This window comes from Enterococcus sp. C63 (assembly GCF_040887215.1).
Taxonomy (GTDB): domain Bacteria; phylum Bacillota; class Bacilli; order Lactobacillales; family Enterococcaceae; genus Enterococcus_B; species Enterococcus_B hirae.
Genome location: NZ_JBFOFI010000003.1, coordinates 318,292 through 343,291 on the forward strand (window position 1 = coordinate 318,292; position 25,000 = coordinate 343,291).

General features: G+C 37.4%; 28 protein-coding genes and 1 tRNA gene. 7 read left to right on the forward strand and 22 right to left on the reverse strand.

Annotation, left to right across the window (positions count from 1 at the left end; all coding sequences use genetic code 11):
• Positions 1-207 precede the first annotated feature (207 nt).
• Both AB3H90_RS06875 and AB3H90_RS06880 read right to left on the reverse strand, forming a co-directional pair.
• Positions 208-1,530 carry a 2-hydroxycarboxylate transporter family protein gene (locus AB3H90_RS06875; RefSeq protein ID WP_010718665.1) on the reverse strand — a complete coding sequence of 441 codons (1,323 nt, stop codon included), beginning with the start codon at positions 1,528-1,530 and terminating at the stop codon, positions 208-210.
• A 218-nt stretch (positions 1,531-1,748) separates the two neighbouring features.
• A complete protein-coding gene (locus AB3H90_RS06880) occupies positions 1,749-3,389 on the reverse strand; it encodes a malolactic enzyme (protein WP_010718666.1) in 1,641 nt (546 codons plus the stop codon).
• A 283-nt stretch (positions 3,390-3,672) separates the two neighbouring features.
• Here AB3H90_RS06880 and AB3H90_RS06885 point away from each other — a divergent pair, with 283 nt between their 5' ends.
• A complete protein-coding gene (locus tag AB3H90_RS06885; protein WP_368016439.1) occupies positions 3,673-4,506 on the forward strand; it encodes a GNAT family N-acetyltransferase in 834 nt (277 codons plus the stop codon).
• Between the two features lie 72 nt (positions 4,507-4,578).
• Here the strand turns inward: AB3H90_RS06885 and AB3H90_RS06890 are convergent, their stop codons facing one another.
• The 8 genes from AB3H90_RS06890 to AB3H90_RS06925 form a co-directional block, all read right to left on the reverse strand.
• Positions 4,579-4,755 carry a hypothetical protein gene (locus tag AB3H90_RS06890; RefSeq protein ID WP_368016440.1) on the reverse strand — a complete coding sequence of 59 codons (177 nt, stop codon included), beginning with the start codon at positions 4,753-4,755 and terminating at the stop codon, positions 4,579-4,581.
• 729 nt (positions 4,756-5,484) lie between these two features.
• On the reverse strand, positions 5,485-6,411 hold the full coding sequence (locus AB3H90_RS06895; RefSeq protein ID WP_368016441.1) for an anti sigma factor C-terminal domain-containing protein: 927 nt from the start codon (positions 6,409-6,411) through the stop codon (positions 5,485-5,487).
• A complete protein-coding gene (locus AB3H90_RS06900; protein ID WP_010738038.1) occupies positions 6,411-6,878 on the reverse strand; it encodes an RNA polymerase sigma factor in 468 nt (155 codons plus the stop codon). The genes AB3H90_RS06895 and AB3H90_RS06900 overlap by 1 nt, the downstream gene beginning before the upstream one ends.
• Positions 6,879-7,290: 412 nt before the next feature.
• Positions 7,291-7,602, reverse strand: a complete 312-nt coding sequence (locus AB3H90_RS06905) for a DUF1292 domain-containing protein (RefSeq protein WP_010718676.1) — start codon at positions 7,600-7,602, stop codon at positions 7,291-7,293.
• 23 nt (positions 7,603-7,625) lie between these two features.
• On the reverse strand, positions 7,626-8,057 hold the full coding sequence (gene ruvX, locus AB3H90_RS06910; RefSeq protein WP_010718677.1) for a Holliday junction resolvase RuvX: 432 nt from the start codon (positions 8,055-8,057) through the stop codon (positions 7,626-7,628).
• On the reverse strand, positions 8,054-8,320 hold the full coding sequence (locus tag AB3H90_RS06915) for an IreB family regulatory phosphoprotein (RefSeq protein WP_010718678.1): 267 nt from the start codon (positions 8,318-8,320) through the stop codon (positions 8,054-8,056). The genes ruvX and AB3H90_RS06915 overlap by 4 nt, the downstream gene beginning before the upstream one ends.
• Positions 8,321-8,588: 268 nt before the next feature.
• Positions 8,589-9,305, reverse strand: coding sequence for a DNA/RNA non-specific endonuclease (locus AB3H90_RS06920; RefSeq protein ID WP_010718679.1), 717 nt, complete (start codon positions 9,303-9,305; stop codon positions 8,589-8,591).
• A 285-nt stretch (positions 9,306-9,590) separates the two neighbouring features.
• Positions 9,591-9,661 (reverse strand) — tRNA-Gly (locus AB3H90_RS06925).
• A 119-nt stretch (positions 9,662-9,780) separates the two neighbouring features.
• Between AB3H90_RS06925 and AB3H90_RS06930 the strand changes: the two genes are divergently transcribed.
• Together AB3H90_RS06930 and AB3H90_RS06935 are read left to right on the forward strand one after the other, a co-directional pair.
• Positions 9,781-10,533 carry a threonine/serine exporter family protein gene (locus tag AB3H90_RS06930; RefSeq protein ID WP_010718680.1) on the forward strand — a complete coding sequence of 251 codons (753 nt, stop codon included), beginning with the start codon at positions 9,781-9,783 and terminating at the stop codon, positions 10,531-10,533.
• 15 nt (positions 10,534-10,548) lie between these two features.
• Positions 10,549-11,040, forward strand: coding sequence for a threonine/serine exporter family protein (locus tag AB3H90_RS06935; RefSeq protein ID WP_353874970.1), 492 nt, complete (start codon positions 10,549-10,551; stop codon positions 11,038-11,040).
• Between the two features lie 143 nt (positions 11,041-11,183).
• On the opposite strand, the gene AB3H90_RS06940 is transcribed toward AB3H90_RS06935, so the two are convergent.
• Entirely contained in the window at positions 11,184-12,047 is an 864-nt protein-coding gene (locus tag AB3H90_RS06940) for a TIGR03943 family protein (RefSeq protein WP_010718682.1), read from the reverse strand.
• Between the two features lie 10 nt (positions 12,048-12,057).
• Complete coding sequence (locus AB3H90_RS06945; RefSeq protein ID WP_368016442.1) at positions 12,058-13,008, reverse strand: permease; 951 nt, start codon at positions 13,006-13,008, stop codon at positions 12,058-12,060.
• Between the two features lie 221 nt (positions 13,009-13,229).
• Between AB3H90_RS06945 and AB3H90_RS06950 the strand changes: the two genes are divergently transcribed.
• Positions 13,230-13,577 (forward strand): thioredoxin family protein, encoded by a 348-nt coding sequence (locus AB3H90_RS06950; protein ID WP_002328072.1) that lies wholly within the window; start codon positions 13,230-13,232, stop codon positions 13,575-13,577.
• 301 nt (positions 13,578-13,878) lie between these two features.
• On the opposite strand, the gene AB3H90_RS06955 is transcribed toward AB3H90_RS06950, so the two are convergent.
• The 10 genes from AB3H90_RS06955 to dnaX form a co-directional block, all read right to left on the reverse strand.
• Complete coding sequence (locus AB3H90_RS06955; protein ID WP_002328071.1) at positions 13,879-14,139, reverse strand: hypothetical protein; 261 nt, start codon at positions 14,137-14,139, stop codon at positions 13,879-13,881.
• A gap of 144 nt (positions 14,140-14,283) precedes the next feature.
• On the reverse strand, positions 14,284-15,150 hold the full coding sequence (gene rsmI / locus AB3H90_RS06960) for a 16S rRNA (cytidine(1402)-2'-O)-methyltransferase (protein WP_368016443.1): 867 nt from the start codon (positions 15,148-15,150) through the stop codon (positions 14,284-14,286).
• 304 nt (positions 15,151-15,454) lie between these two features.
• Entirely contained in the window at positions 15,455-15,799 is a 345-nt protein-coding gene (locus tag AB3H90_RS06965) for a DNA replication initiation control protein YabA (RefSeq protein WP_010718685.1), read from the reverse strand.
• On the reverse strand, positions 15,792-16,616 hold the full coding sequence (locus tag AB3H90_RS06970; RefSeq protein WP_010738041.1) for a stage 0 sporulation family protein: 825 nt from the start codon (positions 16,614-16,616) through the stop codon (positions 15,792-15,794). Before AB3H90_RS06970 ends, AB3H90_RS06965 begins: the two co-directional genes overlap by 8 nt.
• Before the next feature lie 35 nt (positions 16,617-16,651).
• Positions 16,652-17,593 carry a DNA polymerase III subunit delta' gene (gene holB / locus AB3H90_RS06975; protein WP_010718687.1) on the reverse strand — a complete coding sequence of 314 codons (942 nt, stop codon included), beginning with the start codon at positions 17,591-17,593 and terminating at the stop codon, positions 16,652-16,654.
• Positions 17,594-17,601: 8 nt separating this feature from the next.
• Positions 17,602-17,931 (reverse strand): cyclic-di-AMP receptor, encoded by a 330-nt coding sequence (locus AB3H90_RS06980; protein ID WP_010718688.1) that lies wholly within the window; start codon positions 17,929-17,931, stop codon positions 17,602-17,604.
• Between the two features lie 14 nt (positions 17,932-17,945).
• The gene (gene tmk / locus AB3H90_RS06985; protein ID WP_096708825.1) at positions 17,946-18,590 is read right to left on the reverse strand and encodes a dTMP kinase; all 645 of its coding nucleotides are present in this window, start codon (positions 18,588-18,590) and stop codon (positions 17,946-17,948) included.
• A gap of 63 nt (positions 18,591-18,653) precedes the next feature.
• Positions 18,654-19,250 carry a recombination mediator RecR gene (gene recR, locus AB3H90_RS06990; protein ID WP_010718690.1) on the reverse strand — a complete coding sequence of 199 codons (597 nt, stop codon included), beginning with the start codon at positions 19,248-19,250 and terminating at the stop codon, positions 18,654-18,656.
• Positions 19,251-19,273: 23 nt separating this feature from the next.
• The gene (locus AB3H90_RS06995) at positions 19,274-19,585 is read right to left on the reverse strand and encodes a YbaB/EbfC family nucleoid-associated protein (RefSeq protein WP_010718691.1); all 312 of its coding nucleotides are present in this window, start codon (positions 19,583-19,585) and stop codon (positions 19,274-19,276) included.
• Between the two features lie 24 nt (positions 19,586-19,609).
• Entirely contained in the window at positions 19,610-21,358 is a 1,749-nt protein-coding gene (gene dnaX / locus AB3H90_RS07000) for a DNA polymerase III subunit gamma/tau (protein ID WP_034699015.1), read from the reverse strand.
• Between the two features lie 297 nt (positions 21,359-21,655).
• On the opposite strand from dnaX, the gene AB3H90_RS07005 reads away from it, so the two are divergent.
• From AB3H90_RS07005 to AB3H90_RS07015, 3 genes are read left to right on the forward strand one after another with little or no spacing between them, the layout of a single operon-like run.
• Positions 21,656-22,909: an SPFH domain-containing protein gene (locus tag AB3H90_RS07005; RefSeq protein ID WP_368016444.1), complete on the forward strand. Its 1,254-nt coding sequence runs from the start codon at positions 21,656-21,658 to the stop codon at positions 22,907-22,909.
• A gap of 22 nt (positions 22,910-22,931) precedes the next feature.
• The gene (locus AB3H90_RS07010) at positions 22,932-24,143 is read left to right on the forward strand and encodes a hypothetical protein (RefSeq protein ID WP_063627447.1); all 1,212 of its coding nucleotides are present in this window, start codon (positions 22,932-22,934) and stop codon (positions 24,141-24,143) included.
• The gene (locus AB3H90_RS07015) at positions 24,140-24,937 is read left to right on the forward strand and encodes a TPM domain-containing protein (RefSeq protein ID WP_010738043.1); all 798 of its coding nucleotides are present in this window, start codon (positions 24,140-24,142) and stop codon (positions 24,935-24,937) included. The genes AB3H90_RS07010 and AB3H90_RS07015 overlap by 4 nt, the downstream gene beginning before the upstream one ends.
• Positions 24,938-25,000: the final 63 nt, after the last annotated feature.

The window sequence follows — 25,000 nt, forward strand, 5'->3', positions numbered from 1 at the left end:
CCCAATTTTTTTGTTGATCTGGTTTCTTTTACGATTCATGCTTTTGGTTTGATGAATTAGCCGAGTACACTCGTGACTTTCATCATGGGTAGTTCCTGCTCAATTAGAAGAATGTAAACAAAAAAACATAGATTTGGAACAAACGTTGTTCCAGATCTATGTTTTTCTTATCGATTAAAGTAAGGAAAAAATTATTGTCTTCGTTCCTTAAGAAAATAGTTGCATCAAAAATCCTGAAATGATCAAGACGATTGCACCGCCTAAACGATTTCCCATTTGCGCAAAAGCAATTAGTTCCATTCGATTAGCCGCAGATAATACTGCTACGTTCCCTGTACCACCCATTGAGTTGTTACACAATCCAGCTGTAATGGTTGATTCAACTGGGTACAAACCGAATAAACGTCCCACGAATCCTGAAGTGAGCGAGATTGCTACAACACTTGTCAAACATAAAACAACGAATTGCCAAGTTAACGCTGAAGCTAAGACATTTAGATTCAATAGCGCAATCCCTATTCCTGCAAGGACAGCTGCTGTTAAATTCTTAACGATCAGATTATTGAACATAATTGCTGCATCCTCATAATAATCAGGTAAGAGATTTGTAATTTTACAAATCACGACAATGATAATCATGAACGCATACGCATGGATTTTTGGCACAAAGTAGTTGCCGATTTGTCCTAAAATAAAGAATGTCAATGACACCATTAGACCTACACCTAATTGAGGGATCGATGGTTTCACATTCCGTGGTTTACCGTCACCAAGATCGCCTTTTGCCATAAGTTTGCCTTCACCATTCAATTTAGGCATTGATTTTCCTGCACGAGCAACCAAAGCTGCTCCAATGATGGCTAAGACATTAGTCATTGCTGTAGCTGGGAGTAATTGAGAAATAATAGAGGAAGCATTCGTTCCTAAGACGTTCGCATAAATCGTAGATAATGGAACTGCGCCAGCTCCAACTCCTCCAGCCATTGCTGGTAAAGAGATATACAGTACGGAACGTCCAAACCCATTACCAATTAACATTCCAACTAGACCAACAGCAAAAAACGAGACAATCATTGAAATAAGTGCTACTGGAATGAAACGTACCGATGCTTTCATTAGTAAATTACGGTTCATCCCTAAAATACTCCCAGTGATTAAAGCTGCGATATAAAAATCTAAGAAACCCATGTTACTTACAAAATTTTCAGTAGCTTTCACCACGTATTCTGGTAATATACCAAAAGTCGCAATTGCAGCTGAGGCAAAGATCGCAAATACGGAACCTCCACCTAGATAACTTCTAACGATTGGGATTTTTGTACCAATAAAATGAAATAAATTCCCGAATATCACTAGAACAGCGATCGGACCAATCATATTCGTTGGTAATTTTCCAAGTGCCATTGCAACGATCAGGACTAATACCATAACAAAATAGATAGGAAGACTTACTCCAGTAATCTTAGTTGTCCAAAATCCTTCTTTTGTTTTTTCTTCAACTTTTGTAGTTGATTCTTCTCTTTGTGTCATTCATACAGATCCTTTCTGAATAAAAAAGCACGGTGAAAGGCTGAGGTACGTTGAAAAATAGTTCAATATCTGATTTTTGTAGCTTCTCCATCAGGTGATTCCCATTTTTCACCTCGTTGCATCTAATCAGCTGCTTTTCTTTCACCGATTAACGTACTCTGTGTATGATTGTGCTCAACTAATCCTTCATTCACTTTGTTTTAAAAATTTAGTCAAGTTTATTTGTCTAACTCTTGGTATTCTGGTACCCATTTAGCAGATTCCACTGCTGCTTTGATATCAGTGATTTCTTCACGATTCAATTTTTGAGAAACAACAGATTTCGCTACTGTTTCTGCAATTGTTTGAGAAAATTCAGTGATCTTCGCAACTGGAGGTAAAATTGCTGCGCCTGGTTGTGTAACATCAACGATTCCACCTAATGCACGACTTGCTTGAGAAATGATCTCAGCATTCACACGTGTAGCCGTTGAAGCAATCAAACCAAGTCCTAACCCTGGATACATCAACGCATTGTTTGCTTGTCCGATTTGATAAGTTACTCCTTGGTATTCCACGTCTGCTGCCGGAATCCCAGTTCCTACTAATGCTTTCCCATCAGTCCATTCAATTAAATCTTTGGCTTTCGCTTCCGCTAATTTCGTTGGATTAGACAATGGCATGATGATTGGACGTGGTGTATGGCTTGCCATTTCCTTAACGATTTCTTCCGTAAACGCACCTGGTTGAGTCGATGTCCCAATCATGATTGTTGGATGAATTTCTTTTACGACCGCTTCTAAAGTTGTTAGTTCAGCAGAATTAGTAAATTCAGATCGTTTTCGAGCAAAAGGAATTTGTCCTGGAGTTAAACCTTCTGTATCTTCAAATAATAACCCTTGTTTGTCTACTTGATAAAAGTGTTTTCGAGCTTCTTCTTCTGATACACCTTGACGAATCATTTCGTCTAATAGAATATTGGCAATACCTACGCCCGCAGTACCGGCTCCAAAAGTCAAAATAGTTTGGTCTTTCAATGATTCTCCAGAAATATTCAGTCCACCTAGTACACCAGCAAGAACAACAATCCCTGTTCCTTGGATATCATCATTGAAAGTAGTGATTTTATCTTCATATTTTTCTAAGATCGTTGCAGCATTTCCTCGTCCAAAATCTTCCCAATGTAGTAATAGTTCTGGGAAAAGATCCGTTGCTGCATCAACGAATTGATCGATAAATTCATAATATTTTTGTCCTGTCACACGACGATGGCGATTTCCTAAATACAATGGATTATTTAGTAATTCTTCATTATTTGTTCCTGCATCGATTGATACAGGTAATACTTGGGCAGGGTTGATTCCAGCAGCTGCTGTATAAACCATCAATTTACCGATCGCAATATCTACACCATTGACTCCCCAGTCACCCATACCTAAGATTCCTTCTGCATCAGTCACCACGATCAAGCGAATGTCTCGACCGTCCGCAGCATTTTGTAAACTTGCTTTGATATTTTCTGGTTCATCAATTGAAAGAAACGCAGCATCTTGCGGTTTTAAGAAAATTTCATTGTATTGTTCGATTGAATCCGCAACGACTGGATCATAAACAACTGGCATAAACTCAACTAAATGTTGTCCCATTAATTTATAGAAAAGTGTCCGGTTTGTATTGAATAAATTCATTAAGAAGATTCGTTTTTCAAGATCACTTTGTTTACTCAAATATTGTCCGTATGCTTGAATCGATTGTTCCTCTAACGTTTGGACTGTGCTTGGTAACATACCTGTAATCCCATATTTCGCACGTTCTTCTTTCGTAAAAGCTGTTCCTTTATTTAAAAATGGATTATTTAATAAGTTTAATCCTGTCAACATAGCTAATTCCTCCTAGGTTTTAGTAACAAGGGAAGTATAGGCGTGAGAAAAGAATATAGTCAAAACTAATACCTACCATAAATTTTATTTATATGTCACTTTTCCTTATAAACTATATTTTTATGAGCATTGCATTTGTATGACACTCTCGTTGAATACAATGACTCGCTTTCTGGCTCCATGACCAAATGAAGGAACGACCAACTACCGCGATTCACTTTCTTATTGTGTTGGTTAAAAAAATAAGATAAGATGAGAAAAATCTTTTGATTGGGGAAAACAAATGAAAGCATCTATCACAAGACAGCTACAACCTGATACCAAGCAAACGATCCGTGAATTGAAAGAACAGATCGAACAGCAGCGTCACTGCCAGTTTAAACTAGCTCCTGATTTTGCTGAACAAACGAACGACCAGATCCGCCATGTCCTTTGTTTTAAAGAAGAGACACTTATTGCCTATGCTTTTTTAAGTTTTTATGATGAGAGCGAACTAGAAGTGACAATGATCGTGCATGAAAATTTGGCTTGTTTACAACAACTACTTGATGAAATAATGCGATTCGCTCAAACCATCGGTCGAACAACGATTCTTTACATCACTGATCCACGTGACCTTTTTTTGAAAAATTACTTTGAGTCGAAAAAAGAATTGAACAAACAGTTTACTGAGTATCGGTTGATTCTTCAGCCAAACAAATTTAAACAGCTAGATTCTCCTTATCGACCACAAAAAGCTACTCTAAAGGAATCTTCCCTAATTGCCCAACTCCAATTAGGAGAAATTGGGGCAACGGTTCCTCCATTGTCATCTGAAGATTTAGAGAAAACAGTTGTTTTTCATAAAGAAAATCAACTGATTGCTTGTGCCCGAATCGAAGAGGATCTATCTTCCTATGGTATCTACGGCTTAGTCGTAGCACCGGATTTTCGTGGTCAAGGATTAGGTAAACTTTGCTTGAACCGTTTGATCCAAGAATTATTAATCAAAGAAGAAAAAGAAATTTATTTAGAAGTCGATGAAACCAATCAAATTGCATATGATTTATATGTAAACATGGGCTTTGAAAAGAAAAGTACATTTGATTACTATGTTTGCCAACTGACTAAATATTGAAAGCTGTCACTCCAAAATATCACTAGAAATAAAACAGTTTTTCAGTTAAGGAATGCTCTATATAGAATGGCTTTATACGTTTTGATGTTGGTGAAGTTCACCAACATTTTTTATAGGCTCTCCCTCAATAATATCTGACAAGGAACCAAGATTCACTAACTCTTCAGCTAATCGTATTACCCCTTCCTTGTGTTCTTTATTTGACCAACTATACGAAATATACACCTTTTTTGTTTTAATATTTTCCAATAGTATTTTCCCTTATGAATATGTAATTAATACTATATATGTAGCAAAACTTACTCTTTCTATACCTAATGTAGATTATCTATAGTTGTCCCCCGAATCATCTATAAAATAAAACGTCTATTTAAAGCGTGCCCTAAATAGACACTATATAATCATTGAAAAATCTAGTTGTAACTTTTCTTTATACATGGCAAAAATTTTTCTTAGTATTTGTCACACCAAATTTTGAATAAAATTTTGTAGCGCAATGTTATATAGAGAAATGATTCCCATAGAGCCACGTGTCAACATTACAAATGTGGCACCCACTAAAAAGGAAAGACAAAAAGGGACAAAAATTCAAGATTTTTGCCCCCGTCTGCTGATCCTATTTTATCAGTCAGCATGTTTTATAAATTAAGGTAAGTACTTATCTATATCATGAAAGTACGATTATCAAGAGTAACACGATCACTGTTACTACTAAATCGATAGTGTTTTCCATCCATAAGGGAAGTAATAGTCCTTTTTGATGAGACATAAAAGAATTTTTACTTTTTTTGGAAACAGCAAAATGTAATGTTTTACAGCTAAAAATAGACTTAATATTAAGAGCAGAAATTCACAGGTTTTTATAAGCACTCTAGTTTTCATAACTGGTCTCCTTGAATTTCTATTTAAAATAATTGGGGATTTTCTTAGCTCTTATTTTAAAACGACTCATTCAATTTCCTTGTTTAAGATAGCTTGCTATTTTTCCGGTGCAATGTAGGGAACAATCGGTACTGTTACACCAACAGAACTGCCTCTAACAAAGGGTTTGTCTTTTAGTTCTGCTAAATTCTTTGCTTGTCCTGTAATCATTACTCCTAAGACTTCTAGGTCATCTACTTTCTTATTTTCGTTTTCCTTTAGAAAATTTACCATTGCTTTATTATTCACAGAAGAAACGTGTGATTCAAATGAGCTGAAAAAATAATCTTTATCTGCTTCTGCATCAATCAGCTGATTCTTTTCATCAAAATTTAACTGAAAACCATACGTTGGCATACCGGAACGTCCTTTGCTTTCGTCTCTCTCTTCAGAAAATAAATACAACCAGACAACATTGACATTTTCCGGAAACATTTTTTTCACTTCACTATAGCGATAGGGCCGATCAAAGGAAATCGCTACTTCTGCAAGTAAATCATCCGTGCTTTTTAAATCCGCTAATTCATTTTTCACCCCACCATAATAGTTTGCAATCGTCGGATTGTAGAATGTGGCGACTTTTTGTTTGGTTTGACGATTATATTCATATGAATTTTTAAGGGAATGATACCAAGATGTCATCCGTTCATTATTGTCCACTTCGTTGCCAAAAACATTGTACTTATTATGTAAACTACTCCAGGGTACAATGTAGCCATCAATGTTTTTCGATTGGTTAGTTACGACCTCCCCGCCCAAAATTGAGCTGTTAGCAATCACTTGTGAGTCAATTTGTGTATTTGGTGACGCAATTGTTTGATAAGCAAATAACGACTGATCTAGCTCATGATAATTTTTCGTAGCGACTTTATCTAATATAAAAACCAAGATACCCGACATCGTAAGAAAAATTATGATTGAAACACAACTGACCATTATTATCTGCTTTCTTTTGGCTTTTTTGATACTCCTATTCAAATCCATCACTCATCCTCCCAGTTTGCCTTTAATTTTTTTCGTGCTCTGTATAATTGCTTTTTCACGGTTTCTACTTTTTGATTTAACATACTCGCGATGTCCTCATACGATAGTCGATAATAATACTTAAAAATCAGTAATTCTTGTTCTTGCCTTTTTAGCGAGTCGATAATCATCCATAAATTTTCTGATTCATTAGTTCCATTCGACTGCGAGTCAACATAGCGAAAAATAAGCTCTTTTTCACGCTTCTTTTTCCTGAATAGATCAATATAGTTATTGAAAGAAACTCTAAAAAACCAAGGACGTAAATTATCCTGTGTCATATAGATAAGAGAAGAAAATATAGTATCATAGGTTTTAGAAACAGCATCTTCTGCGTCTTCCAACGTACTCCCCTTTTCTATTAGCACTCTGATTACTTCTTGCCCTAATAAAAGTAATACTTCTTCAAATGTTCCCTCCTGTTTCATTTCATTTTCTCCTTTCATCTATACAACGCTTGAACATCTGAAAAAGTGGACAAGAATATTCACTTTATCTGTCATTTCATTCTTAGAAACAATGACAAGTCACATACTTCATCACAAAGAACCTCTTATTATTATATCGTACCCTACGAAGGGTTTTATATTCCTATCTAGAAATCAGATATTTTCTGCATACTTTATTCTTGATCATTCCTTAAAACAAAATACACTTAACTATTTTGACTCTATTATTTATGTGGCTGATGAAACCGAGTTGATTGTTCAGACTCAGATTTGATTTTACTCCACCCATCAGTCCTTCTTGACAAAGAGCCGATTTTTAATAACCTTGGCCAAAGCAAAACACAAAAAAGCTGAACCCTTATCTATCAAGGGTTCAGCCGTCATTTTAAGACTATTCTTCTTCTTCAGCCATGAACGTGTTGAATACTTCTTCAATCATGTCCCATTCTGCATCAGTTTCGATTTGTTCTAGTTCGCCTTCTGTACCATCTTCATTTTCGACATAAGCATAGGCTTGCAACTCAACATCTTCATCTTCTGGTACACCAGCTGGATAAAGCAATACGTAGTTACGGCCAAATTCTTCTTGTCCATCAACTGTTAATAAGATTTCATATAATGTTTCGTTTCCTTGATCATCTACTAAGGTGATATGCTCGTGCCCTTCGTGATCGTGGTCATGTGTGTGGTTATGTTCTGTCATAAGTCTCCCTCTTTTCATTGAAATTAAAATAATTTTTTTCCTGAACCGTCTAAATAATTTTGTAAAATCATGACAGCAGCTAATTTATCAATCACTTTTTTTCTTTTAGCTCTTGATGTATTGGCTTGCTCAACTAACATTCGTTCAGCTTGAACTGTGGTTAGTCGTTCATCTTGATATTCAACTGGTAACGAGAATAATTCTTTAATTTTTTCTCCATAAGCCATTGAGCTTTCTGCTCTTGGTCCAATTGTATTATTCATATTTTTAGGTAAGCCTACGACAAATCGGTCTACTTCATATTGATCGACTAGTTCTTTCAAACGGTCAAAGCCAAACTCTTCCGCCTCTTCATCAATACGAATGATCTCTACTCCTTGAGCGGTCCAACCAAATGGATCGCTAACAGCAATACCAACTGTTTTTGAGCCCACATCTAAGCCCATTACTCTCATATACTTACCCCATGGTTTGTTAGATAATCTTTAACAATTACTTCCATGATTTCATCGCGTTCGTGACGACGTATCAAGTTTCTTGCATCACGATAACGAGGAATGTAGGCCGGGTCTCCAGAAAGCAAGTAGCCAACAATCTGATTAATTGGATTGTAGCCTTTTTCTTCTAAAGCCCGATAAACGATCGCTAATGTCTCACTTACTTCTTTTTTACGACTATCGTCAAAACCAAAACGTACGGTTTCATCTGTAAAACCCATGATTCTACACCTCTTTCCCGCAAGGTATTCATTTACCTTCTACACTTTTATTTTACTCGAATTACCTTAAAACTACAAATAAATCTTAAAAAACTTCCGGTTAAATTAATAAACAGACTTCTCATTACTTTAACATATTTGTGATCAAATGTTCAGTTACTTGATCGTATCTTAACCAAAGTATACGCTATATTTAAATAAATATAAGCTTTTTCGATAATTCTTCAAAAAGTTCATACTTTTTTCGTATACTATCAAATGTCATTAGCTATTTTTTTCTCGCCTGTCCGGTATCATAGTTGATTTCATAACCCTCTTGAACGTTATAAATAAACACATTAAATTTTATTTTTTTATCTTCAATACTTTCTGCTTCTAATTGCACTCCTCTGGCAACTAATTCATTCCCCTTAAAATGTGGAGTGACACGATAACGAACGTGATGATTGGTTTCTTTGATATAAGCGGCAATATCATTTTCATGGACTAGCATATACGGCGCATTTAATGAACGAGTACCTGTCATCAAATTTTTGATGTTGTTGTTTTGTCCAGTCAATTGATAACCAATCAAATGGCTACGATTATAAAGCCATTGGCCATCGCTTAATTTTTTTTGTTTCCAACCAGTTGGATCAATATACAACGGCTCGCGTTTTTCTTTTGGAAAAAGGTCTTTTCCCAATAACGCATTGGCCGCACCTACACGGTTCAATCGATCAATATTTGAATAGCTTTGCCATGTTCCTTTAGCTAAGCTCAAATCTTCTTCAGTGAAATCTGGGCGATTCTGATTGATCTCAATTTCTTGATGCTTCCCATCATATTCTGGTACGTCTGCTACTTTTGACGCTTGTGGGGTTGAGTCAAATAACCCAGTAATTTGTTGAACGATATCTGAATTTTTTTGTGTTGATAGTCCTAGTGCCCCTGCTAAAACAGCAACAACCACACCCATAATGGCTTTTGTTGATTTTTTCTGCATTTCTTTACTCCTTTTCTAAACAACTATTCTAAACTTTAACATACGTTCCCCTTTTTTAAAATATTTAAACTTATTTTATTCCATTTATTTCTACCTTTAATTCTCTATACTAAGTAAAAATTGATCTCTTCTTAAAAAGAATACGTCATAAAAAATCATTGATCTTAAAACAGTATGTTTTCACTTAATCAAGCAAAAAATGCCTTGTGACTCAAAAACAAAAAACAGTATTGATCAAACAACATGTGATCAATACTGTTTCTCTTCATTCTTATCGTTCGTTTAAGCGGGTGACGGGAATCGAACCCGCGACATCAGCTTGGGAAGCTGGGATTTTACCACTAAACTACACCCGCATCTTACAAAAATCAGTATACGCCTCTTTCTTTTCATACTCAAGTATTTATTTATTTCTCTTTTATTTAGTCATTTGTAGTAAAATAAAAGCAACAAATGAACTATTGGAGAAAATATTATGACAGAAAAAGAGTTGGATTTATTACTTGATACTTGTTTATTAGCTGGCAAAATCATGATGGAAAGCAATGCTGAGATGTACCGAGTAGAAGACACAATGAGCCGAATCGCTCTTGCTTCTGGCAATTATCGCCTAGTCAGCTATGTTACTCAAACGGGTTTGTTTATTGGTCTTGACCGTACGTCAACCATTAGAATGGAACAAATCACCAATCGCTCCATTAATCTGGAAAAAGTTGTCAATGTCAATAATCTTTCTAGAAAATATGTTGCTGGTGAGTTAACTTTGAATGATCTCTACATTGCCTTACAAGCCATTGAAAAAGATCGGTCATTTTTCCCAGTATGGCTTCAAATTTTAAGTGCTGCGGTGATTAGCGGAACGATCATGGTCTTATTTGGTGGAGAAATGAGTGATCTACCAATCACTTTGATGATCGGCGGTATCGGCTATGCGATTTACTTATATAGTTTAAAATTTTTTCGGATCAAATTTTTGTCAGAGTTCTTATCTTCCTTGTTAATTGGTCTTACAGCTATTCTCAGTGTTCGTGTCGGATTAGGTGCCAATCAGGATTTGATCATCATCGGTTGCGTCATGCCCCTTGTTCCTGGAGTACAGATTACAAATGCTATTCGGGATTTACTAGCTGGACACTATGTTTCTGGAGTTTCTCGTGGTACAGAAGCCATGATGACTGCCACAATGATCGGATTTGCGATTGCCTTTATCTTCCAACTTTTTTATTGAGAAAGGAACATGATGATGTGGAATCTATTTATTCAATTTTCTTTTAGCTTTTTAGCCACAGCAGCTTTTGCAATCATCACCAACGTTCCTAGACGTGCCTTGATTTGTTGCGGGCTCTCTGGTGCCTTTGGCTGGATGATCTATTGGATATGTGTGGATTTGGGTGGCACGCCGGCCTTTGGTTCATTACTGGGTTCTTTAGGTGTTGCATTTATCAGTGATCTTTTTTCTAAACGATTAAAAATGCCTGTAACCATCTTTAATATCCCTGGCATGGTACCACTAGTTCCTGGAGGTCTGGCTTATCAAGCAGTGAGGAATCTAGTAACTGGCTCTTATCAGGCAGCTGCGAGTTATACAGTTCAAGCGATCATGATTGCTGGTGCTATTGCTTTAGGACTCGTTTTATCAGAGGTCTTCAACCACAATATCCGAAACTTCAAATTAAAACGAGAAGCCATTTTTTTGAAACGAAAAAAAAGAACAACGAAAAACGTTCATAAATGAAAAAGTAACGGCAAAAATAATCATGCTATGAATAAAAAACCAAAGTATCTAGAAAATAGGCAAGCTACAAGCTATTTTCAAGTACTTTGGTTTTCTTATTGTCACATCAGTTGTTTTTGTCATTAATAATTTTAGTCTTTGCTTTAAAATGACCGATACACATATTGATTTTTGGGCGCCTCGATTTTGGTTAGAGTATTGACCTCTACAACTGGAATGTCCCGTTTGAAGGGTTCATAGTAGTCAGATTGGATGGTGCCTTCTACTTTATACCACTCATCGTTTTTGACATTCGTTCCTTCCGGCATATGTGTCAATAGACCGAATACACCTGAATCAGCAACGCAATGGATGATTCCAAAACGGAATAAGAAATTATCTTCTTTTTCCCCATCTGGCGTTTTATACACAAAGCCTTCATAAGAGATTTTTTTCCCAATAAATTCACTTGGGTAATTATAAATCAATTCCATGACTTCCAAGTAATTCTCATCAGTGATCTTAATAAGTTGTTTGTCATCATATTTTTCTTTTAATTTTTTCATCTGATCCAAATAGTCAGACTTGTTAAAATAAATGCTCGTATCAGGCTTTAAATATTGTGTCTGCATTTCAGGGTCTCCAACCGACTCCTTACTTATTGGAAAATTGAATCCTTTTGCTTCCACAATCGTCGTATCTAAACTGACTGTCGGAAATAAAGTACCGACAATAACAGGTAAAGCCAACAGAACATAAGCGATCACTCGTTGTGAGGGTTTGGTTAACCCGTGATCGTGATCATGATCGTGGTGATGGTGTACTTCTTCATCTACCTGTTTTTTCCCTTTTACTGAATCACTCTTGACCCAAATATACAATTGGACCAATGCAAGTAAAGCAGATAAAATCATCGATAAAATAGCCAAATAACGATAATGAACATTGATGTACTGATCTAATTTCCCAGATACTTGTAAATACATCATTAGCTCAAAATAACCAGATAATATCAAAAATCGTATCATACTGCTCCTCCTAGATAAATAATGTAAAACCAATCACACTAACGGCTATCAAACCAATGAGCATCAAAATAAAGCGACCATTAAAATAGCGTTTCATCATCAAAAGGTTTTTGATATCCACCATTGGTCCAAATACTAAGAATGCCACCACAGGAGCTGTACCAAAAAGGCTGAGTAAGGAGGACCCGATGAACGCATCTGCTTCCGAGCATAGGGACATCGTAAAAGCTAGAAGAAGCATGATAATAATTGCTAGTAGTTTGGTTGAGCCCAGTGTCAACATGACACGAGTTGGCAAGTAAGTTTGCATACTAGCGGCAATCAGACCACCGACAATCAGATACCGACCCGTATCAAAAAATTCATCGATCGAATGTGTAAGGACGTGCGCTGTTTGCTGACTAAGTTGCTTGATTCTCCCAATTTTGACCTCCTCGTGTTCATTGGTACCATGGGTGTGGTCATGATGATGGGTGTGAGGATGGTTATGATCGATTGTTTGTTGGATCTTCGTTTTCAATACACTTTCTTTTTGAAAATAAGCGAGCCAGATACCAATGATCAACGCTACCACAAAGCTTCCAACCATTCGCCAACCGGCCATTTCCCAAGAGTTCCCAAATGCAATAAAAGTAGAAAAAATGACGATTGGATTGATAATAGGTGCTGTTAACATAAATGCAAAAGCGGTATGCACAGGAACTCCTTTTTTGACAAACTGATGAACGATCGGTACGATCCCACATTCACAGGATGGAAAGAAAAATCCTAAAACAGAACCAGTCAAAATGGATAAAAAGCGATTATCTGGTAACCAGCGTTTGACTCGCTCAGGTGTTAAAAAGACTTGTAGTGCCCCAGAGATGAGACAGCCTAATAGAACAAATGGTAAAGCTTCAATAACGATTGATAGAAAAATCGTACTCATCTGCAATACCGAATTTGGTATAAAAGAAAACATTTTTTCGCTCCTTACTATAAACATCATTTGCCAGAATAATATACGCTTTTCGCTAAAAAAAAACAAGGTTACTTCTATTTCTTACCTAACTCTTATCTTTTATTTGATAAAAATAAGACAAGTTAATTGACTTTTTTTCTTATTGTGATTAAATGGGTTCACGAAATCTTTCACAACGTTTATTGTGAAAGGCTGTTTTGATTAGGAAGGACGTTTTTTATATGAAAAAAACCACGAATCTATCAGAAGTACATCAGTCATTAGCACAAGATGAAACGGTAGTTCTTTACTTATCTATGCCAAATTGCAGCGTATGTCATGCTGTTCTTCCTCGTTTGAAGAAATTATTGGATCAGTATGATTTTCCTAGTTTTCATTTAGATGCTGTGGAAACACCTGAAGTAGCTAGCGCCTTTCAAATATTGACTGCTCCTGTTATTTTGATCTACCATAAAAATAAAGAAGTCGAACGACAAGCACGCTTTATCAATTTTGCGAAACTAGAAACGTTGCTGGATCAGTTAAATAACTCTGATGAAACGATCAGCTATGAAGAATTGTTTCAGTAATCGTTGTCTTAACCTATACTATAGCCATATGAAGACAATTAATGCGCGCTAACCTTTAGATAGGATAAAATACCTCTTAGGTTTACTTAGGTTTGCTTAAGTTCCCTTCATCTTACTATGGGCGAAATTTTGGAAATTCGTTCTAGTATTTTTTTCACTATGGTTTATTTAGCTATGTAGTTGACATTACGTAAAAACACCATAGAGGTTGAACTTCATTCAATCTCTATGGTGTTTTAATATTTGAAATCTGCGGGTAACATTGCACCGCACTAATTTCATAGTACTTCTCGCACTCGCTCTAGATTTTGAGATTTCGTGTATATTGATCTGGATTTCTCACTTGCAAACTCTCAACAACTAGCTGATTACGTCGATTCAAGTGTCCTGTAACAGCAATGTTATATTTTCTTTCTTCCATCATCATCAACTTATCCGCAATCTCGACATTTGCAACAATACAATTAAGTGGCTGATGAATGGTTTCCAATGTAAACCGAACAAGCAATGGTTGCGTCTTTATCACTCTGATCTTATCAAGTAAACCTACATATGTTTTCACATTGATCACCTCGATAATCGTTAGAAAAAGTCTCAAATCAGTTAAATTTTCATTGAAATCAAATGGTCATTACCAAGAAAGAAACGTTCTTTCCTATGCAATTCGGACATAACTTTCCTTCAAAAAATATCTTTTTCGATACAACTAGTCCAAGTCGTGAAATTGTCGATATACTTCTTGCTTTTTGAGTCCGTTTTTTACAGCAACAGCTTTAATAGCTGCATTTGTTTTTTCCCCAAGAGCAATCAACTGTTCGACTTGTTCTTTCAATGATCCTTCAATTTGTGTTTGTGGCTCTTCACTTCCAGTATTTCCTTCAACCAATAAACAGCATTCTCCCTTTACAGGGTGTTCTTCAATGTAGTCTAATAACTCTTCAATACTTCCACGTAAATATTCTTCATGGATTTTTGTTAATTCTCGACACAAAACAACTTGACGGTTACCAAAAACAGTCAACATATTCGTTAAAGTTGCACTGATCCGATAAGGAGATTCGTAAAAAATCAATGTAGCTGAGTATTCTTTCAATGTTTCTAACGTTGTTTGTTGTTCTTTTTTCTTTCTTCCTAAAAAACCATAAAATAAAAATGGCTGAGGTAACAAGCCTGAAGCAATCAACGCAGTCATCCCAGCAGTTGGTCCTGGAATAGCGATTACCGGAATCCCCGCTTGGATGCAAGCAAGTACCAGCTCATGTCCTGGATCGCTAATAGAAGGCATCCCAGCATCACTTACCTGTGCAATCGAGCGACCAGACATCAACTCAGCGATCAATTGCGGAATTCGTTCCTTATAGTTGTGTTCATGTAAACTTTTTTGCGGTGTCTGAATCTCAAAATGATTCAGTAATTTTTGGGTATTTCGTGTATCCTCACTGGCGATCAAGTCTACTTCTTGTAATATCCGTACACTACGATAAGTCATATCTTCTAAATTGCCAATCGGAGTCGGTACTAAATAAAGCGAGCCAGTTTCATGATGTCCTTTAAAACTTTTTTGATTAAGCATGATTTATTCTCCTGTGTAAGAGGTCGTGAAAAGCATGGGCTGCTTCAAGAATTAAGAACGAAAAATTGAAAATAGCTTTTCATATTTTTAATTTTTTGAGCTTAATTCCGCAGAAGCAATGCTTTGAACGCCATATAAGAGGTCGTGAACAACACGGCCTCCTTTAAGAATTAAGGGCGAAACATTGAAAAATAGCATTTCTTATTTTTTATTTTCGGACTTAATTCCGTAGAAGTGATACTGTGAGTGCCGTTTATTAATCGCTAAAAATAAGCAATATCAGGCTTGTTTCAAATCTCTTTGTTTACCGTCCGCTTTCTCGATAGATGACTTCTAAACAAAAGGCACAAGGTTCGTCATTCTCACGTCTTGAGCCATAGAGATCATAACAAACATGAAAGCCTTCTTCATAAATCTTTTCTAAGTTCATACGAGATTTTGAAAGTTCTTGTTTCACATTATCTGCTGGTGTTTGTACTTGATTTAATTCCCGTAAATGCTCTCTTAAACGTTGATTTTCCATTTCCAACGTTGTATTTTTTTCAACGATCTCATGTAATGCTTGCTTCATTTCCACCAATTCAGTTAATGTATTTCTTAGCTCTGATTCTAATTGGTTCAAGCCATCATATAATGATCTCTTATCCATTTATCTCACCTACCTGGATGAAGTTTTTCAATTCATCCCATTCATATTCGATTGGATTTTCCCGACCTGTTAATCGAACATTTACTAGTCGATTAAGTAAGTTCAAGCCGACAACTTTCCCTTTACCATCAGGAGTGTTAACCACTGTTCCAAAATCTGGAAGTGCTTTTTTTGCTAATTCATATTCTTCATTTTCATATTGCAAGCAACACATCAAACGTCCACACAACCCAGATATCTTAGTCGGGTTTAAGGACAAATTTTGATTTTTTGCCATTTTGATTGAAACTGGAACAAAATCTCCTAAAAAAGAAGCACAGCATAAAGGCCGTCCACATGGACCAATCCCACCTAGCAATTTTGCTTCATCTCGTACTCCGATTTGTTGAAGTTCAATCCTAGTGCGAAACACGGCAGCTAAGTCTTTGACTAATTCCCGAAAATCAATTCGTCCATCTGCTGTGAATGAAAAAATGAGTTTACTACGATCTAACGTATATTCTACATGAATGATCTTCATTTCTAACCCATGTTTTTTGACTTTTTCTTTCGCAATCAGCCTGGCTTGTTCTGCATCTTCTTTATTTTTTTGTTCTTTTTCGAGTTCTGCTTGTGTCGCTTTATGCAAAATTGAACTGATTTGCTCAGGCAATTCTTCCGGATCAAGTTCTGCTTTAGGAATGGCGACAGTTGCAATATGTAAGTTTTTTTGAGTTTCAACGATTACTTTCTCGTTGTATTCATACGTTAATTGACCAGGTTTAAAATAATAGATAGGACCTGCTTCTTTATAACGGACACCTACTACTTCGACCATTTCCATCCCCCTTGACCCTCATTTTTCCTGCTGTCTCAGCCAGTAATTGTTTGTAAAACAAACTGTTCCGCTACTGCTTGGAAGCTGACATTGCTTCTTAATTTCTGTTCCGCTAATAAAATACGCTCAATCGTCTGATTAATACGTGTTACTTTTCTAAGATTTTCTGCTATTAAAGCTTGTTGTAAAGCTTCTTGATAATAAAACATTAAGATTGATAAACCAGTAAATTGTTGCGATTTTTCTTTAAAAGTCTTTATTAACTTTTTTTGAACATAAATGAATGCTTGTGTATCATTTTTTTGCAAATACACAAACCACTGTTGAATCGAATCCTTAGCATCATTAAACCATTCATTTTGCGATATTTCAACTGCTTTTGTGAAACTGTTCGTCAAGAAAGTCAAAAGTTTCGCTTTTTCTAAAGGAATCTGTGCTTGTTGTAATTTATAAATCAACGCATCTTTAGCCAGCTCCTGAAAATGCAAGATTTGGCAGCGTGATTGAATCGTTGGTAGGATTCGCCCAATCGAATCTGTTTCTAAGATCGCTAGAAAATCGCCTGGTGGTTCTTCTAAAAACTTAAGCAAACTATTTGCTGCACTTGCATTCATCTTTTCTGCTTCTTGAATAAGGAAGACTTTCTTCCGAGATTCATAACCACTACGACTAAATTCGGTTTGCAAACGTCTAATTTGATCGACTTTGATCGTTTGCCCTTCTGGTACGATCGTTAAAACGTCTGGATGTTCTTGGTTTTGGATTCGTTGACAATTATTGCATACTCCACAAGGAAGTTGTTCCTGCAGATTCGTACAAAACAGGTGTTGTGCTAACCAAATCCCCATTTCGTGTTTTCCCGTTCCTTTTTCGCCTTCAAAAAGATAAGCATGAGCGAGGCGCCCATGCTCAAAACTTCGTTGAAGCTGTTGATACACGATAGGTTGCATTTGATCCAGCGTAAATTCTTGATCCATGGCGCCTCCTAAAATTGATGAAATCCTTCAACTGGTAACACAAAGACGGTTGCTCCACCGACTTCAACTTCTACTGGATAAGGAACTCCACCGTCCATAGAGATATCCAACGTGACAGGTGTTGAAACAAATTGTTTTCTTGATTCACAAGTTTTTTTGATGATTTCTAATGCTTCTTCTACACGTTCGTCTTCAATCCCAACAATAAATGTACTGTTGCCAGCTTTCAAAAAGCCACCAGTTGAAGATAATTTTGTTGCACGGATATTGGCATCAATCAATTCATTGGATAAACGATTACTGTCTTTGTCTTGAATAATTGCTAAAATAATTTTCATATACAGTCACCTTCCTAGTTTTCAAAAAATTGTGGGTATTGTTCAACAATGGCTCTGTAACTTATTTGAAGTACCTCTTCAAAGCTCTTTCTTGCATCAATTTTATAAATACGTTCAGGATTCTCTTCAGCTATTTTTAAATACGCATGACGTACTCGTTGATGAAATTCCAATCCTTCTGAATCTAATCGATCGATTTGACCTCTTCGGTTCTCTTTAATGCGATGCAATCCAGTATCTGAATCAATATCGAGATAAAGGGTAAAGTCAGGTGTCGTACCTTCTGTAGCAAATTCATTCAAGCGGGCAATCTCAGAAACACCAATTCTACGTCCCGCCCCTTGATAAGCCAATGAGCTGTCTACAAATCGATCACATAAAACAATGCTTCCTTCTGATAAAGCAGGTAGGACTTTCTCGACCAAATGCTGTCTTCTAGCCGCAGCATATAGCAAAGCTTCTGTCCGTTCATCCATCCGATCATTTTTAGGATCAAGGATAACTGCCCGAATCTCTTCGGCAATCGGGATCCCACCTGGTTCTCTTGTTTGAATGATCTTTGTTTTTGCTACTTTTTTCAAAAGAGGGAATAACTCATTTAGAATACTGGTTTTCCCAGCTCCATCTGGTCCCTCGATCGTAATAAATAGTCCGTTCACATTTTTGCCCCCATCTCTTGCGTTACTTCTTTATTGTAGCCGAAATTCTTTTTTATAGAAAATTTATAACTCGCGTCTGCCTTCTACCGCTTTTAACAGGGTCACTTCATCAGCGTATTCGATATCCGAACCAACGGATAAGCCGTGGGCCAATCGAGTGACTTTGATACCAGCCGGTTTGATCAATCGTGAAAGATACATGGCAGTAGCTTCTCCTTCAGTGGTTGCATTTGTTGCAATGATCACTTCTTTCACTTGATCATCATGTAGGCGTTCAAGTAACGAAGAAATGTTGATATCTTCAGGTCCAGTCCCTTCCATTGGAGAAAGAACCCCATGTAGAACATGATAAAGCCCACGATATTCCCGCATTTTTTCTAACGCCATCACGTCTTTTGGTTCTTCGACAACTAAGATAACCCCCCGATCTCTTGAAGGATCTTTACAAATCTCACATGGGTCTTCTTCTGTGATGTTGCCGCAAACACTACAAAAATGAAGATCTCGTTTGACACTTAACAACGATTTAGCAAATTCATTCACGATTTCATCTTTCATATCGATCGTGTAGAAAGCTAATCTTGTGGCTGTTTTCTGACCGATCCCTGGCAGTCTCATGTAACTATCGATCAATTTAGCAATTGGTTCTGGATATTGCATTTTCATTACCCCTTTAGGAAAAATTAGAAGGGTAACCCCTTAGTGTATTTTCCCATTGTTTTTTCAGATTCTGCATCGATTTTTGTCAAAGCATCATTGACAGCCATCATCAACAGGTCTTGCAACATTTCTGTATCTTCAGGATCCACGACACCTTCACTGATTTGGATGTCTTTCATCCGACGATCACCTGTAAAAATAACTTTCACTAACTCATTGGTTGCTACACCAGTAAATTCTGTTTCGTTCAATTGTTCTTGTGCTTGAACCATCTCTTTTTGCATTTTTTGGACTTGTTTCATCATCCCTTGCATGTTTCCCATTCCGCGCATCATAATTGATCATTCTCCTTTTTTTATTTAATCATCAATGATTGTCACAACATCTGTGCCAAAGATTTCTTCGGCTTTCGTGACGATCGTTTCTTCACTTGGTGCTTGTTGAGGGATCAGTTCGATCTCTTCATCTGAATCTTCCGGAGCAAAAGAATCATCATTACTCCCGTCTTTTGCTTGGACTAAATAGTCTTTGCGGATCGTTGGCCAGCTTTCTCTCGTGATATAGACTGAATCTGGTGCATAGTCTTTGATCATTCGACTTAAATTATTATGGATCGCCAACTGTAATTCTTCGTCGTTAGCAGCTCGTTGACAAACGATCTCGTAATCAAACGCAATGACTAACCCAGTAGGACTAGCTGCAACTGGTTCACTTGCTTTAAGCATCGCTCGTTGTGTCACAGACAAACTCATCAACAAATCGTCCCAGACTTCTTTGACTTCATTCAAATGCTTTCTGGTCGCTTCTCTTAGAACCTGATACACTCGTTCAGTTGGTATCCGATACGTACTTGCTTGTTTCTTTTGAACAGGCGCTTGTGTTTGCTTGGCAGTAGTTGAAGGGGTTCCCCCATTCGTTTTGATCTCGTTGATCGCTTTTTTCAGCTCTTTGATCTCTGCTTGTAGCTGATTAATTAACTGACTGTCTACTTCACTTGCTTGGTTACTACTTGAAGGAGCAGCTGAACCAGAAGCTTGAGCTAGCTTGACGGTTGCTACTTCCAGATAGATCGTAGCACTATTAGTAAAACGAATCTCATTTTGTGTTTCACTCAAAATATGGATCATCTGAAAAAGTCGAGGTGCAGGTACTTCTTTTGCTAGTTCGACAAATGGTTCTCGAAGTGAAGTTGTTCGTTCTGCTACGAGATTTGGTGCTTGTTGGTACATCAGTAAGTCACGACAATACTGTAAAAGATCTTCTAAAAAGCGCCGTGCTTCCTTACCAGCAGCTAAGATATCTGTTAATGATTCTAACGCTTTGGGCACTTCATTATTCACACAAGCGCCTAAAAATTCATCCATCATCTCGTTGGTTAGACTACCGGTAACTTGCATCGCATCATCCACAGTTACGATCCCATTACTAAAAGAAATCGCTTGGTCCATGATACTTAGCGCATCACGCATCCCGCCTTCTGCTGCTCGAGCAATAACCCCTAGTGCTGGTTCTTCATATTGTACGTCTGATTGCTTTAAAATGTATGCCAAATGCTCAACGATATCTGCTGCATTGATTCGTTTGAAATCAAAGCGTTGTGTTCTGGAAATGATCGTTGCTGGTATCTTATGTGGCTCGGTTGTTGCTAAAATAAAAATAACATTTTCTTTAGGTTCTTCTAAAGTTTTCAACAATGCATTGAACGCTCCGGTAGAAAGCATATGCACTTCATCTATGATATAGATTTTATAAGTTGCTTTTGTCGGTGCGTAGTTCGCTCGATCTCGAATAAAACGTATTTCTTCGACTCCGTTATTACTTGCTGCGTCGATTTCAATCACGTCTTCTTGTGTTCCCGCTGTAATCGACTGACACATTTCACAATGATTACAAGGTTCTCCATCTTGACTATTCGGACAGTTGATAGCTTTTGCAAAAATTTTAGCTGCACTCGTTTTACCAGTTCCTCGTGGTCCTGTAAATAGATAAGCATGAGAAGTTTTATGGGAAACGATAGCATTTTTCAACGTCTGTGTCACCGCTTTTTGCCCGACAATGTCTTCGAAACGCTGTGAACGCCAGACACGATAGAGTGCTTGATATGCCATGAAGATCCCCCTTTTTTGAAAAATTCACTATCTTTTATTATACGTGATTTTACTAAAAAAAACTACTATAGTTATGAGAAGAATCATGATTTGTCGTTTGTAGTTACTTGTGTATTCCCCGATTCTTTCAAATAAATACTCACAAACAGCTTTCTCGATCTTCCTTGTTTTTTGCAACTGAAAGAAAATCAGCTAAACAGCTAATATCCATCTTCCGCCTGAGAGTTTTTCATTGCTCCTATGGTATAATAGAGTCATTCATTTAACAATCAACATTCATAAAGGGAGGAATTTTTTATGGGTCTTATCAAAGCAGCAACAAGCATGATCGGCGGTGGATTAGCAGATCAATGGATCGAAGTAATCGAACCAGCGGATATGAGCGATACAACAGTTATGACAAAAGGTGTGAAAGTACGTAAAGATGATAAACGTGGCTCCAATCGTAAAGGAACAGAGGATGTTCTAACTGACGGAACCGTTGTCCATGTCTATCCGAATATGATGATGCTCCTTGTAGATGGTGGTAAAATCATTGATTATACTGCTGAAGAAGGCTACTACACGATCAAAAATGACTCTGCTCCTTCCATGTTCAATGGTTCATTGAAAGGTGCGATCGCAGAAACTTTTGAACGTTTTAAATTCGGTGGCGTGACACCTCAAAAGCAACAAGTCTTTTATATCAATCTTCAAGAAATCAAAGGAATCAAGTTTGGTACCAGTGCGCCACTGAACTATTTTGACAATTTTTACAATGCTGAATTGTTCTTACGAGCTCATGGTACTTATTCGATCCATATTACTGATCCAATTTTGTTTTATACCAACGCTATTCCTAAAAACAAAACGCAAGTAGAAATCTCAGATATTAATGAGCAGTATCTGGCAGAATTTTTAACAGCTCTTCAAGCTGCAATCAACCAAATGTCTGCTGATGGTCAGCGCATTTCTTATGTTCCATCAAAAAGCTTAGAATTAAGTAAATACATGGGCAATGTTTTAGATGAATCTTGGAATGAATTACGTGGTATGGAAATCGTTTCTGTCGCAGTAGCAAGTATTTCTTACACAGATGATTCAGTGAAATTGATCAATATGCGTAATGAAGGTGCGATGTTGGGAGATCCAAGTGTTCGTGAAGGCTATGTTCAAGGTTCGATTGCTCGTGGGATGGAAGCTGCTGGTAAAAATGATGCCGGTGCGATGACTGGCTTTATGGGCATGGGCATGGGAATGGGAATGAATGCTAATGGTTCTTACCTTTCACAAGCAGCACAAAATAACCAGGAACAAATCAAACAACAAGCTGAAAAACAAAACCAACAAACCGCTCAAGGGAGCAATGATACTTGGACATGTCCAGTCTGCGGAACTGAAAATACGGGAAAATTCTGTTCTAACTGTGGGGCAGCCAAGCCAGTTGCAAATGTCCAACCAAAGTTACAAATGAAATGTAGTGAATGTAACGAAGTGGTCGATCTTTCAAATGGTATCCCTAAGTTTTGTCCAAATTGTGGAAAACCATTCAAAGGAATCCCACTCGACTAAGTTTTAGAAAGGTGTGGATAGAATGGACGTTCTTACACATAAATGCCCAAACTGTGGGGGTCCTCTCACGTTTGATCCAAAAGATCAAAAATTCCACTGTGACTATTGTTTAAATGTTTACACTGAGGAAGAAGTCAGTCAGTACGAACAAGAACAAAAAGCAGCCCGAGGGATTCACTCAGAAGATCAACCGCCTTCCCAACAAGATTCTGAAAAAGATTTTACTTTTACTGCAGATGAACAGTTGGAGCAGATGGATGAAGCAGAACGAAAAGCGTTTGAAGAAGCTGGTGGTTTTTCTGATCCTAGCGATCAAGCAACACCAACTGAATCAGTGGAAGAAGAAACAGAAGCAACGATGGAACTATTTCTTTGTCCAAGCTGTGGGGCAGAGATCGTGACCGATGCAACAACGGCTGCTACTTACTGCTACTATTGTCACAATCCAGTTGTTTTATCCGGACGGTTAAGTGGAAAATTACTGCCAAATAAAGTCTTACCATTTGCAGTCGAAAAAGAAGAGGCGGTCGAAAAATTCTTAGCTTGGACAAAGAAAAAATGGTTTGTACCCAAAGAATTTTTCAACAAAGACCAAATCGACAAACTAACTGGCGTTTATTTTCCTTATTGGACAACGGATGCAACCGTTGACGGCTCTATGCAAGCGACCGGAACAGTGATTCGTATTTGGCGAGTGGGTGACATCGAGTATACAGAAACCAAACAGTTTGCTGTTCATCGAGAAGGCTCACTTTCCTTTAAAGAACTAGTAAAAAATGCGTTGTCCAAGAATACCCAACAAAAAATGGTGGAAGCAGTCCAACCGTTTCCTTTGAACAAGGCAATTGACTTCAAAAGTCAGTATCTGGCAGGGTTTCAAGCAGAAAAACGAGATATCGAATATGAAGCAATCAAATCACAAGTGCAAGATGAACTGCAAGATTACTCCGAGAAATTGTTACGTGACACCGCAAATGGTTATACCACATTGACCAATGTTCGGACTTCGACAGATATCACTAGTGAGAATAATGAATATGTTCTTTTACCGGTATGGTTAGTCACTTATCGCAGTAGTGATGCCAATAAGAAAGTCTATTATTACGCCATGAATGGTCAAACAGGTAAAGTCAGCGGTGTTTTACCCATCAGTCATAAAAAACTGGGCTTGACGGCTTTTGGAATCTTTGCTGTATTGGCGATCCTCTTTATGATTGGAGGATACTTGATATGAAAAAAAGAATTTTACTTTTCTTTCTAGTCCTATTCGGTTTCTTTTGGAGTTCTTCCGTTGACGCTGCTACACCCGCAGTGAACGATGAAGCTGGTTTGTTTACGCAAGAGCAGATCCAATCTTTAGAGCAACAAATCCAGCCTATCAATGAGAAGATCAAAGGACAAATCTTTATCGTAACGACGACTTCCAACTCAGAAGAACCTCGAACGTTTGCAGATGATTACTTAAGAAATGCGATCGGTAATGATCAAAATGGGGCTGTTCTGTTGTTAGATATGGGACAACGTGAGATTTACATTTCAACTTCTGGTAATATGATCGATTATCTTGATGATGCTCGGATCAATGACACGTTAGATGATGTCTACGACCAAATGACGAATTCGGCTTATTTTGCAGCAGCTCAAGCCTATTTGACTAAAACTTCAGAATATGTAGAAGCTGGAGTTCCTGGAGGACATTATCAAATTGATGAAGAGACTGGTAAGATCACGCGGTATAAAGTGTTGACGACGACTGAAATAGTGATTTCTATCATCTTAGCCCTGGCATTGAGCCTCGTATTCTACTTTGTAACAGTTTCGAGGTATCAGTTGAAATCAGGAACTTATAAATACCCATTTAGAGAAAAATCAAACGTAAAATTAACGGATAAAACAGATCGCTTAACCAACTCCTTTGTCACTACACGCAGGATTCCAAAAAGCCCACCTCCTGGCAGCGGCGGTGGCGGAAGTACGACTCATTCCAGCGGTGGCGGGACTTTCGGTGGTGGTGGTCGAAGCTTTTAAAGCACCACAATAGGAACAATCATCCATAAATTAAGATGCTTCCTTCATGCATTGTCGTCAGCT

Bases quoted from the DNA above. Each gene is read 5' to 3' on its own strand.
- AB3H90_RS06875 (WP_010718665.1), bottom strand. From the start codon at position 1,530: ATGACACAAAGAGAAGAATCAACTACAAAAGTTGAAGAAAAAACAAAA.
- AB3H90_RS06880 (WP_010718666.1), bottom strand. From the start codon at position 3,389: ATGTTGACAGGATTAAACTTATTAAATAATCCATTTTTAAATAAAGGA.
- AB3H90_RS06885 (WP_368016439.1), top strand. From the start codon at position 3,673: ATGAAAGCATCTATCACAAGACAGCTACAACCTGATACCAAGCAAACG.
- AB3H90_RS06895 (WP_368016441.1), bottom strand. From the start codon at position 6,411: ATGGATTTGAATAGGAGTATCAAAAAAGCCAAAAGAAAGCAGATAATA.
- AB3H90_RS06900 (WP_010738038.1), bottom strand. From the start codon at position 6,878: ATGAAACAGGAGGGAACATTTGAAGAAGTATTACTTTTATTAGGGCAA.
- AB3H90_RS06905 (WP_010718676.1), bottom strand. From the start codon at position 7,602: ATGACAGAACATAACCACACACATGACCACGATCACGAAGGGCACGAG.
- ruvX (WP_010718677.1), bottom strand. From the start codon at position 8,057: ATGAGAGTAATGGGCTTAGATGTGGGCTCAAAAACAGTTGGTATTGCT.
- AB3H90_RS06915 (WP_010718678.1), bottom strand. From the start codon at position 8,320: ATGGGTTTTACAGATGAAACCGTACGTTTTGGTTTTGACGATAGTCGT.
- AB3H90_RS06920 (WP_010718679.1), bottom strand. From the start codon at position 9,305: ATGCAGAAAAAATCAACAAAAGCCATTATGGGTGTGGTTGTTGCTGTT.
- AB3H90_RS06930 (WP_010718680.1), top strand. From the start codon at position 9,781: ATGACAGAAAAAGAGTTGGATTTATTACTTGATACTTGTTTATTAGCT.
- AB3H90_RS06935 (WP_353874970.1), top strand. From the start codon at position 10,549: ATGTGGAATCTATTTATTCAATTTTCTTTTAGCTTTTTAGCCACAGCA.
- AB3H90_RS06940 (WP_010718682.1), bottom strand. From the start codon at position 12,047: ATGATACGATTTTTGATATTATCTGGTTATTTTGAGCTAATGATGTAT.
- AB3H90_RS06945 (WP_368016442.1), bottom strand. From the start codon at position 13,008: ATGTTTTCTTTTATACCAAATTCGGTATTGCAGATGAGTACGATTTTT.
- AB3H90_RS06950 (WP_002328072.1), top strand. From the start codon at position 13,230: ATGAAAAAAACCACGAATCTATCAGAAGTACATCAGTCATTAGCACAA.
- rsmI (WP_368016443.1), bottom strand. From the start codon at position 15,150: ATGCTTAATCAAAAAAGTTTTAAAGGACATCATGAAACTGGCTCGCTT.
- AB3H90_RS06965 (WP_010718685.1), bottom strand. From the start codon at position 15,799: ATGGATAAGAGATCATTATATGATGGCTTGAACCAATTAGAATCAGAG.
- AB3H90_RS06970 (WP_010738041.1), bottom strand. From the start codon at position 16,616: ATGGTCGAAGTAGTAGGTGTCCGTTATAAAGAAGCAGGTCCTATCTAT.
- holB (WP_010718687.1), bottom strand. From the start codon at position 17,593: ATGGATCAAGAATTTACGCTGGATCAAATGCAACCTATCGTGTATCAA.
- AB3H90_RS06980 (WP_010718688.1), bottom strand. From the start codon at position 17,931: ATGAAAATTATTTTAGCAATTATTCAAGACAAAGACAGTAATCGTTTA.
- recR (WP_010718690.1), bottom strand. From the start codon at position 19,250: ATGCAATATCCAGAACCAATTGCTAAATTGATCGATAGTTACATGAGA.
- AB3H90_RS06995 (WP_010718691.1), bottom strand. From the start codon at position 19,585: ATGATGCGCGGAATGGGAAACATGCAAGGGATGATGAAACAAGTCCAA.
- dnaX (WP_034699015.1), bottom strand. From the start codon at position 21,358: ATGGCATATCAAGCACTCTATCGTGTCTGGCGTTCACAGCGTTTCGAA.
- AB3H90_RS07005 (WP_368016444.1), top strand. From the start codon at position 21,656: ATGGGTCTTATCAAAGCAGCAACAAGCATGATCGGCGGTGGATTAGCA.
- AB3H90_RS07010 (WP_063627447.1), top strand. From the start codon at position 22,932: ATGGACGTTCTTACACATAAATGCCCAAACTGTGGGGGTCCTCTCACG.
- AB3H90_RS07015 (WP_010738043.1), top strand. From the start codon at position 24,140: ATGAAAAAAAGAATTTTACTTTTCTTTCTAGTCCTATTCGGTTTCTTT.